Origin of the sequence: Lutibacter sp. (assembly GCF_041562875.1) — a bacterium.
Classification (GTDB): Bacteria; Bacteroidota; Bacteroidia; order Flavobacteriales; family Flavobacteriaceae; genus Lutibacter.
The window spans coordinates 1-11,128 of the sequence record NZ_JBFFOE010000079.1 but is presented as its reverse complement, the minus strand read 5'-3'; the positions used below and the strand labels follow the sequence as shown (position 1 = coordinate 11,128).

8 protein-coding genes are annotated in these 11,128 nt (G+C 29.1%); 6 read left to right on the top strand and 2 right to left on the bottom strand.

The genetic code is table 11. From position 1 onward, the window contains the following. From ABY863_RS10435 to ABY863_RS10425, 3 genes are all read left to right on the top strand, one after another. The coding region (locus ABY863_RS10435; protein WP_372794552.1) for a carboxy terminal-processing peptidase at positions 1-385 on the top strand (385 nt) is incomplete at its 5' end. A 94-nt stretch (positions 386-479) separates the two neighbouring features. Continuing rightward, complete coding sequence (locus ABY863_RS10430) at positions 480-929, top strand: acyl-CoA thioesterase (protein ID WP_372794550.1); 450 nt, start codon at positions 480-482, stop codon at positions 927-929. Next, positions 919-1,731, top strand: a complete 813-nt coding sequence (locus ABY863_RS10425) for a DNA/RNA non-specific endonuclease (RefSeq protein ID WP_372794548.1) — start codon at positions 919-921, stop codon at positions 1,729-1,731. The genes ABY863_RS10430 and ABY863_RS10425 overlap by 11 nt, the downstream gene beginning before the upstream one ends. A 3-nt stretch (positions 1,732-1,734) precedes the next feature. Here ABY863_RS10425 and ABY863_RS10420 read toward each other — a convergent pair whose 3' ends face one another. Next, positions 1,735-2,643 (bottom strand): glycyl-radical enzyme activating protein, encoded by a 909-nt coding sequence (locus tag ABY863_RS10420; RefSeq protein WP_372794546.1) that lies wholly within the window; start codon positions 2,641-2,643, stop codon positions 1,735-1,737. Continuing rightward, positions 2,644-5,097, bottom strand: a complete 2,454-nt coding sequence (hypD, locus tag ABY863_RS10415; RefSeq protein WP_372794544.1) for a trans-4-hydroxy-L-proline dehydratase — start codon at positions 5,095-5,097, stop codon at positions 2,644-2,646. It abuts the gene before it with no gap. Between the two features lie 427 nt (positions 5,098-5,524). On the opposite strand from hypD, the gene ABY863_RS10410 reads away from it, so the two are divergent. The 3 genes from ABY863_RS10410 to ABY863_RS10400 form a co-directional block, all read left to right on the top strand. After that, positions 5,525-8,905: a PAS domain S-box protein gene (locus ABY863_RS10410; protein WP_372794542.1), complete on the top strand. Its 3,381-nt coding sequence runs from the start codon at positions 5,525-5,527 to the stop codon at positions 8,903-8,905. A 144-nt stretch (positions 8,906-9,049) separates the two neighbouring features. Continuing rightward, complete coding sequence (locus tag ABY863_RS10405) at positions 9,050-9,673, top strand: hypothetical protein (RefSeq protein WP_372794540.1); 624 nt, start codon at positions 9,050-9,052, stop codon at positions 9,671-9,673. Positions 9,674-9,933: 260 nt separating this feature from the next. After that, a partial coding sequence (locus ABY863_RS10400; protein WP_372794538.1) for a tyrosine-type recombinase/integrase occupies positions 9,934-11,128 on the top strand: 1,195 nt, incomplete at its 3' end.

Genomic DNA, 11,128 nt, shown 5'->3' with positions numbered 1-11,128 from the left:
TTATGAAAATTTTGAACAAGCAATTGACAATAGTAAAAAAAGAATTGCAACTAACAATTATTTTAAATTAATTGACCAAAATGCAAAATGGCTAAAAAAATCTCAAGATGACACGCTTATCTATTTGAATTATGAGACTTATAAAAAAGATTTGGAAGCTCTTGAAAATGAATCATTGAAATATGAATCTCTTAGAGATTATACAAGTAATTTAACTTATACTTCCCCACTTTATGAACAACCTTTATTAGAAGACGATAAAGATTTAGCGGATAAACGTATTGCTTGGCATAAAAATTTGAAAAAAGATATGTATGTTGAAGAAGCCTTAAATGTTTTAAGTGAATTAAAAATAAAACCGCAATACCACTTGGTTAAAAATTAATTTTATCCATATTGATAAAATTATTCTAAAAAAAGAGTCGAATATTTTTCGACTCTTTTTTTTAACTTAAATTAGCCTCCTCAAAAACAAGAATATGAATTTCGAAAGAACCTTCCACACAAAATGGTCAGATTTTGATCCAAATCGCCATATGCGCCACACAGCTTATAATGATTATGCAGCTGAAGTAAGAGTACGTTTTTTTCAAGAACACGGACTTTCAATAAACGAATTTGCCAAATTAAATATTGGTCCAATTTTATTTAAAGAAGAAACGTCGTTTTATAAAGAAATTCACATCGGTGAAGATATTACCGTGAAAATGGAATTGGAAGGTGTTTCAAAAGGTATAGAACGATGGCGATTTAATCATCAAATTTTTAATGAAGCTGGTAAATTAGCTGCGGAAATTAAAGTATATGGCGCTTGGATAGATTTAATAAAACGAAAATTAACTTCACCTCCACCAAAGTTTGTTTCAATTTTCGAAGATCTTCCTAAAACAGGTAATTTCACAGAAATTCCTCTAAAAAGTGAAAAATAGAAAACCTATTTACATCATAATCCCATTAATTTTCGCTATTGGATTTTATATTTACGACCATAATTTTGTTGAAGACAAATCGCCAAAAGTAGAAGTTTTAGAAAATTCAAACCAACAAAAATCAACTGTCGATTTAAATCCTACTTCAACCACAAACCAAGTAGTTAAGCATAAATACTATTCCCTTTCTTACCATGAAAAATACGAGCAAGCTGAGTGGGTTGCTTATGAATTAAAGAAAGAACAAATTACAAACCAAAATTTTAAGCGTCCTTATTTTATCTATGATTCTAAAGTAACTACAAAAAGTGCTTATTATAAAAATTACTCAAACTCTGGTTATGATAAAGGTCACTTATGCCCTGCTGGTGATATGAAATTTTCTAAAGAAGCATTTAATGAAACTTTTTTGACTTCAAACATTTCACCTCAAAATCACGATTTTAATAATGGCATTTGGAATAGATTAGAACAAAAAGTACGTTATTGGGCTCAAAAACACACTAAATTATTTATAGTAACTGGTGGTGTTTTATCACCCAACTTGAAAACCATTGGAAGTGAACATGTTGCGGTTCCTGATTTTTTTTATAAAATTATTTTAGACAATTCAGAACCTGAAATAAAAGCAATTGCTTTTTTAATACCACATGAAGAGTCAGAAAAAGGACTGTATCAATTTGTTACAAGCATTGATGAAATTGAAGAAATAACAGGAATTGATTTTTTTTCAGCCTTACCTGACACTTTAGAAAATAATTTAGAAAAATCTAGCAGTTATGCAAAGTGGAGTTTAAGATAGTTCTTAACCTCCAATAGTTGCTTTTATGCCATAATCTTTAAATATTGAGATTACTTTTTGAATTTCATCTTCAGAAGGTGTTTCAAATTCAATGAAACTTGTTGGTTCTCCTAACTTTATATGTTTATTTTCAGCAATATTATGATATGGAAGTAGGTTAATAATATTTCTAAATCCTTCCAAAGAATTAATAAACATTGCTGTTTCTATTATATTTTTTTCTGAAGTATTTACATTTTTAATTAATGGCATTCTAAAAATAATTTCACAATTTGTTTTAGCCAATTCAATAATATTTGAAAGAATTTTTTCATTTGTAACACCTGTAAATTCTTTATGCTTTTTAGAATCCATTACTTTTAAATCAATCAAAAAAAGTTCAGTGTGTTTGGCAACTTCTAACAAAATCTCTTGTTTTGCAAATGCTGTAGTATCCACTACTCTATGATAAAATCGCTTTCCACATTCTTTTAAGGCTTCTAATAAATATGCTGAATGCATTAAAGGTTCTCCACCAGAAAATGTTACGCCACCACCCGACTGATCAAAAAAAATAGCTTCATTATCAATTTTTTTCATTAATTCTGAAATTGAAATTGTTGAACCTAACATTTCGAAGGCTTTGGTTGGGCAAACCTCAGCACATTTCCCGCACAAATTGCATAAATCATAATTTGTTTTAATTCCCTCTGGAGTTAACTCTAATGCATTATTAGGGCAGTTATCAATACATTTTACAGCTCCAATGCACTTTTTAACATTGAACATTTTTTGAACTTTTGGCGACATACTTTCTGGATTATGACACCATTTGCAAGATAAACTACAGCCTTTAAAAAAAACGGTCATCCGTATTCCAGGGCCATCATTTATGGCATATTTTTTTATATCAAAAATTAAACCTGTACTCATTTAAAACGACTCGTTTTCAGTTCTATCAATAACTTCCTGTTGTAAATCAGCATTCATATCATTAAAATAATCACTATAACCAGCCATTCTTACCAACAAATCTTTATAATCTTCAGGGTTTTCTTGTGCCGCATACAATGTTGCTGTATCCACAATATTAAATTGAATATGATGTCCTCCCAAAGAAAAATAGGATCTAATTAAATTAGTCAACTTCATAAGGTCTTCATCCCGTTTTAATAAACTTGGCAAAAACCGTTGGTTCAACAAAGTACCACCAGATTTTACCTGATCAATTTTAGTTATTGATTTTATAACTGCTGAAGGCCCATTGGTATCTGCTCCGTGTGAAGGTGATGTTCCATCTGAAATTGATTTTTGAGCAAATCTACCATTTGGTGTTGCTCCCATAATTTTTCCAAAGTACACATGGCAAGTAGTAGACAACATATTTATATGAAATGTTTCCCCCTTTGTATTTGGTTTTCCATCTATTGCTTCAAACAAATCATTGTACACTTGCAAAGCAATATCATCGGCAAAATTATCATCGTTCCCATAAAAAGGGGTACTATTGATGATTGTTTGACGTAATATTTCTTCACCTTCAAAATTCTTTGAAACTGCATTTAAAACTGTATCCATTGAATAGGTTTTATCCTCAAAAACGTGTTTCTTCAAAGCTGACAAACTATCTGTAACTGTCCCTAAACCAGTACATTGAATATAATTGGTATTATATCTGGGTCCACCATTATAATAATCTTTTCCTTTAGTGATACAATCTTCTATAACTACCGATAAAAAGGTTGCAGGACTATATTTTGCGAACATTCTATCAATATAATTACTCACTAAAATTTTCTGATTTACAATATAATTCAACTGTTTTAAAAAGGCATTGTACAGTTCATCATAACTATTAAAATCTCTTGGTTCTCCAGTTTTAATACTTACTTGTTTACCCGTAACTGGATTAATCCCATTATTTAACGTGATTTCAATAATTTTTGGAACATTTAAATAACCAGTTAAAATATAAGCTTCTTTTCCAAAAGCCCCCACTTCTATACAACCACTACATCCACCTTCACGAGCATCTTCTAAAGATTTTCCTTGACGTAACATTTCTGGAATATAAATATCTGGATTGAAAATAGAAGGATATCCATGTCCTTGCCGAATAACTTTACAAGCCTCTTTCAAAAATCTGTCTGGTGTTTTTGAACTCACATGAACAGAATTTCCTGGTTGAAGCACATGTAATTCTTCAACAATTTCTAACATAATATAAGAGACTTCACTTACACCATCAGCCCCATTTTTTTTAACACCTCCAATATTAATATTTGTAAAATCGTTATAAGTACCACTTTCTTTAGCAGTAATTCCTACTTTTGGTGGCGCTGGATGATTATTTACTTTAATCCAAAAACAACTTAATAGCTCTTTTGCTTCATTACGCGTCAACGTTCCTTCTGCTATTTCCTTTTCATAAAAAGGAGTTAAATGCTGATCGAAATGACCTGGGTTCATAGCATCCCAACCATTCAGTTCTGTGATAGTTCCTAAATGTACAAACCAATACATTTGTATGGCTTCATAAAATGTTCTTGGAGCATTTGCAGGAACCCATTTACAAACTTCAGCTATTTTTTGAAGTTCTTTTTTTCGTTTTAGATTGGTTTCAGTTTTGGCTTGTTCTTCAGCTAATTTTGCATGACGTTCTGCAAAAACAATTGCAGCATCACAGGAAATAGCCATTCCTTCTAATTGTTCTTTTCTATCAGTAGCTTCTGGATCGTTTAAAAAATCTAGTTTTTCAATTTCTGCCTGTATTAGTTTTTTAAAATCGAGCATCCCCAATTTATAAATTTTTCCATCTAATGCTGTATGTCCTGGCGCTCGTTGCTCCATAAACTCAGTAAACAAACCTGCTTCATAAAGATTACTCCATTCTTTTGGAACATGGTTAAAAATACGTTCTCGCATAGTTTTACCACTCCAATAAGGAATAATTTCGCTTTCATACGTGTCAATATCTTCTTGTGAAATAGTATAACGCTGCATTTCACGTGTATTTAACACCTTAAAATCTTCAACGGTATGACAGGTTAATTCTGGAAATGTTGGAACAGCTTTTGGTTTTGGTCCACGCTCACCAACAATTAATTCGTCTTCACCAAGATAAATTGTTTTTTGCTTACATATTTCCAGAAAGTTAAATGCTCTTAAAATAGGCATCGCATATTTCCCGTAATTCTGTTTGTAAAATGCTGTTTCAATTAAAGCTCTTTCAATGGATAATGAAGGCTCTGATTCAAAACTTAATTTTCTAAGTTTTTGAATTCTTTCATTCATTCCTGGACCTATCTTATTTTTTAAAGATGAATAGAAGTTACCTTCTGATAATGCTGATCTTTCTGGCTGGATGTTTTTTTGTACTGTTTTCATAATTTTAAATACTAAATGAACTTCAGGTTGATACTTCTGAAAAAAGATAAATTAATAAATTGTTGAGAAAATATTATGAAAGCGAAGAATAGAACATTAAACATTCAAACAATTGTCTGTATGTTTTTGTTAACGTAGTTATGTGCTGTTTTTTAAACATCTAATAAAAGATTAATACATCTCAAATTTAAGAAAAAAGAATTAATATTTTCAATCCATTTTTAACCTATAGCAATATTATTAGTTCCTAAAATAAAAATTATTTTTTTATCATCTAAAGCAATCCATTTATTATTAAATTCGAGTAATTCATTCGGATTGAATTTTATTTAACCCTAAATAAATTAGAAAAAAACAAGTATATTGCAAAGTGTTTTTTTCTAATAATAGATTGAAAGACTAAGCAACTCTCTATATAAGTTTCCATATGAGCACGAAACCAACTTACGATGAGCTATTGAAAAAGGTTGAATACTATGAAAAAAAAGAAAAATACAACATTGCCACTACTGATTTTAAATCGGTAAGTGATATTGATTTAAACAAAAAATATTTAGAAAATTTAATTAGCTACGCAAATACGCCTATAATTGTTTGGAATACAAAATTTAAAATTCAGCGATTTAATAAGGCATTTGAGCATTTAACCGGTTATTCTTCAGAAGAAATTATTGGGAAAAAATTAGATATCTTATTTCCGAAAGAAAGCATACAGCAAACAAAAGAGGAAATTAACAAAACCTTATCGGGTGATTTTTGGGAAACTATTGAAATTCCTATTTTATGTAAAAATGGTGATACTAGAATTGTACTTTGGAATTCTGCTAATATTTATGATGACAATAAAAACTTAATTTCAACAATTGCACAAGGAAACGATATTACAGAAAGAATAGCCACTGAAAAAGAATTAAAAATACAAAATTTAGAACTGCAGAAATTAAAAAAAAACACTGAAGAGAATGAACATAAGTTAAAAGAAGCACAATTAATAGGAAAAATTGGCAATTGGGATTATAATTTAATTGAAAACTCCTTAACTTGGTCTGATGAAATTTTCACAATCTTAGAAATTGATAAGTCTTTATATTGTCCATCTTTTGAAACGCTTCAGAAATTTATCCACCCAAACGATAAAGATTTTTTTTATGATTCTTTAAAAAATAATTTGGAAGAAAAAATTGACTACACCTTTGAATTTAGGCTGCTCTTAAATAATAATATTGAAAAATGGGTAATTCAAAGAGGGACTAGAAATTATGACTCTACAGGAAAACCAATACGCTCATTTGGTACATTACAAGAAATCACAGAACAAAAAAATATAGAATTTGAACTAATTAAATTAAAAGAAAAAGCGGAAGAAAACGAATTGTATTTCCGTACTATTTTTGATGCCCAACCTAATTTAATAAGTGTAACAAAAGCATCAGATTTCACATTTACATACATCAACAAATCATTTACCAAATTTACTGGTTACACGTATAGTGAACTCCTTGGCTGTAAAGCTGGAGACATTAACCTTTTCGTTAATGCTGAAGATATAGCATCAATAAAAACTGAATTGAATAAAAAGGGAAAGGTTTCATATTTTGAAGTCAATATTACTTTAAAAAATGGCTCTATAAAAACAATGAGTCTGTCTTTACGATTTTTTAAGTACAATGGTGAACTACATATACTAACAATAGCGCAAGATATTACACAGAAGAAAAAAATTGAAAACGAAAATATAAAATTATCAACTGCCGTTATACAAAGTGCTAGTTCTATAGTTATTACAGATATTCATGGAAATATAGAATATACAAACCCGAAATTCACTGAAACAACTGGCTATACAGCTCAAGAAGTTTTAGGTAAAAATCCAAAAATTTTAAATTCCGGACTACAATCTAAAGAATATTATACAAACCTATGGAAAACCATTTCATCTGGAAAAGTATGGAATGGTGAATTTCAGAATAAAAACAAAAATGGAAGAATCTTTTGGGAACAAACAACCATAACTCCAATAAAAAGCGAGAAAGGAGAACTAATTAATTATTTAGCAATTAAAGAAAATATTACAGAACTTAAAGAAAATCAAAAATTATTAGAAAAACAAAATGAAGAATTAAATTTAGTTAGCTCAGAGTTATCAGAAAAAAACACATCTCTTTTAAAAAGTAAAAATAGGTTTAGTAATCTGTTTGAAAAAAGTCCTATTTCACTTTGGGAAGAAGATTTTTCAGAAGTAATAGCCCTTCTTGATAGGAAATCAAAACAAACTTCAAATTTAAAAAAATACTTAAATGAAAACCAAGATTTTGTTTTAAAATGTGCTTCAAAAGTAAAAGTGCTAAATGCAAATAATGTTACTTTAGATTTATTAGGATTATCAACTAAAGAAGAACTCCTAATCTTTTTAAGTAAAAATTTTAATGCAACATCTACTAAAACTTTTAAAGATGAGCTTGTTTCATTGGCTTCAAATAATAAAGAATTTGTTAGAGAAACTAAATTAGTTAAAGGTGATGGAAGCATCGTTTCTGTAATTATAAAATCGGTGCTTTTAGATGATAATACTGCTATTGTATCTATGGTTAATATCACTGATATTAAAAATGCAGAGATAAAATTAAAAATACAAAACAACATACTTAAAAAAGCAAAAGAAAAGGCTGAAGAAAGCGACCAGTTGAAAACAGAATTTTTAAACAACATGTCTCATGAAATTAGAACACCATTAAATGGTATTTTAGGCTTTTCAGAAATATTATGCGATTCAAACACCACTGAAGACAAAAGAAAATATTTTGGAAGTATTATAAAAAATAGCGGAAACCAATTAATGCAGGTTATTGATGATATTTTAGAAATATCAAGATTAGGTACAAAACAAGTAACAGCAAATAATAAAGAAGCATGTTTAAATACCATAATGCTTCAATTATTTTCAGTTTTTGAAATAAGAGCAAAAGAAAACAAAATACCTTTATATTTAAAAAAAGGGCTTTTAGATACAGAAAGCACGGTACTTACTGATGAATTGAAACTAAATAAAATACTAAGTAATTTATTAGAAAACGCTTTTAAATTTACCAATGAGGGCCATATTGAATTTGGTTATATTTTAAATAATAGTGAACCTGCACAACTAGAGATTTTTGTAAAAGATACAGGGGTTGGAATAAACAAAATCAACCAAAAAACAATTTTTGATCGATTTTCCCAAGAAGAAAAAGAGCTGTCTAAAAAATTTGGTGGTTTAGGTTTAGGATTATCTATTGCAAAAGAAAATTCTGAATTGTTAGGCGGAACCATTACCTTAGAATCTGAAAAAGGAAAAGGAGCTACTTTTACTGTTATTATTCCATACACACCTACAAAACTAAATTTTAAAATTTCAAAAGAAAAGATAACACCTGAAACTAACGAGGCCAAACCTACACTACTTATTGCTGAAGATGAAGAGGTAAATTATTTGTTTTTAGAAACTTTGCTACACGACTCCATGAAATTTGATTGTACCATTTTACATGCGAAAAACGGAATAGAAGCCGTAGACATATGCAGAAATAATTCAGCCATTAATCTTGTTTTAATGGATATTAAAATGCCTCATATGAATGGTTTTGAAGCTACAAAACTCATAAAAGAAATAAATCCAAATTTACCAATAATTGCTCAAACTGCCTATTCAACATCTAGTGACATCCATAAATCTATAGAAGTTGGTTGCAATGATTTTATTTCAAAACCAATAAGTAAAACTATATTAAATGAAATATTAAAGAAACACTTAAAAATTAAAAAAGCATAGTTTTATCAAAAAACTGAGCAAAAATTTAAAAGGTTAATGCGTTAAAGTTTAGTTAATGCATTAACCTTTTACATATATAGCACTAAATACTTTTACTTTTATAACTTCAAATTTTTACAAATTATTTTTTTAATAAACCACTAAATGAAACAAATTAAAAACAATATTTTACTCGCACTTCTAGTAACTTTTTCTAGTGTCTTATTTTCTCAGCAAAGAGGAAATAACCAAAATTCTTCGCAACAACAAGGGCAAGGTTCACAAATGGAACAACCTAAAGTGAATCCTCAAAATATGGCAAGAATTATCATGTATGATTACGAAGCTGTAATTAAAAAATTAAAAATTAAAGAAGCACCGCTAAAAACAATTGTTATGCAAGCCATTTACAAGCACAACAATAAAATAAATGAAATAAAAACATTTAATTATGAAACATTTGATGATGTGAGTACGTTTTTGGCTAAAAAAAGAAATGAAGCTACACTAAATCGTGATTTTAGTACTATAAAAGAATCACAAATGCAAGCTAGTGAAATGTTAGCTCCTATTCGAGAAAAAATTCTATTACAAAAAAACACCTTGAATACAACTTTTGAAAAAGAACTTTCTAAAAAACAATATAAAACCTGGCTTAAATACCAAGAAGCAGAATTAAAAAAATTAAGCCCTAAAGCTCCTCAAAATCAGCAAAATCAAAGTGGCCGTGGACAACAATCTCAACGAGGCAGAGGACAACAACAAGGAATGGGAAATGGAGGTTATTAAATTTACATAATTAAATAAACAATATCTTAAATTAAAAAAGCTTCTCAAATGAGAAGCTTTTTTTAGTGCGGGCGGGGAGAGTCACATTCATTAAACACATTTAAACAACTTTACACAAATATACATATAAAACCCCATAAACAAAAGGAATATATATAAACCATTTTACAAAAATGTTTAATGTTATTCAAAATTGTTTATTACTTTAGGGGGATATATGGGGAATTTAACTAACTTGCCTATAATTTAAAAACAATCAAATGGCAACAGTAAATTTCAGACTACACGGAAAAAATAACCCAACCTCCATATATTTAAGATTTAAACATGGAAGTAAGTTTGAATTTGAAATGCCGATTGATTTATATATTGAAAGAAGTCATTGGAGTAAAACAAAACAAAGGGTAAAAAATCTAGCAGTAGCAGATTACAGAACAAAAGTAAACAGTCACCTCAACAATTTGCAACCATACATTATGGAAAGGTACACTGTTGAAAATAGCATAGGAATACCTATCACAAAAAAATGGCTTAAAACAGCAATTGGCAATTATTTTAATCGTTCAGTATCTACTATTGACGATTCACATTATTTCTTAACAGAATTCATAGATGAATTTATAAAAAAATCTTCTTTACGAACCAATAAAAAGACTGGTAAACCATTAGCGCCAAGAACAATTAAACACTATAATACCACGTTAAAAAGGATTAATGAATATCAAGAAGTAACAAATACAAAAATTAGGCTTTCAGAAATTGATATTCCATTTCACACTTCATTTACAGAGTATTTAAGAGATTCTAAAAAATTAAACCCAAATACTGTTGGAGGCTACATAGAAGACCTTAAAACGTTTTTAAATTACGCTGTAAGAAATGGTTTAACCGTCAATCAAAGTTTCAAATCTCCTGATTTCTTTTGCCCTAAAAATACCACTAAGGATATAGCTTTAACAGAAGATGAAATAAATAAAATATTTCACAAAGAATTTGAGCCTTTGAGCTACCTCGACAATGCAAGAGATTGGTTAATAATTGGTATATGGACAGGATTAAGAATTTCAGATTTATTAACTTTAAAAAAAGATAAATTCACAGATGGGTTTATTGAATTGGTTAATTACAAAACAAATATTCCCGTTATCATCCCGGTACTAGAGCAAGTTGAAAAAACTTTAAATAAAAGAAATGGCGAACTCCCTCGAGCAATAAGTGATCAAAACTTCAACAAATATATTAAAAAGGTCTGTGAGGAATCAGGTGTGACGGATATTGTTGAAGGTGGAAAAATGAATGAAAAAACAAGAAGAAAAGTTATTGGTAAATTTCCAAAGTGGCAATTAGTAACAAGTCATACAATGCGAAGAACCTTCGCAACAATCCATTATGGTAAATTAGACACTTTAACAATCATGAAAATAACGGGACATGCTACCGAAAAACAATTCATCG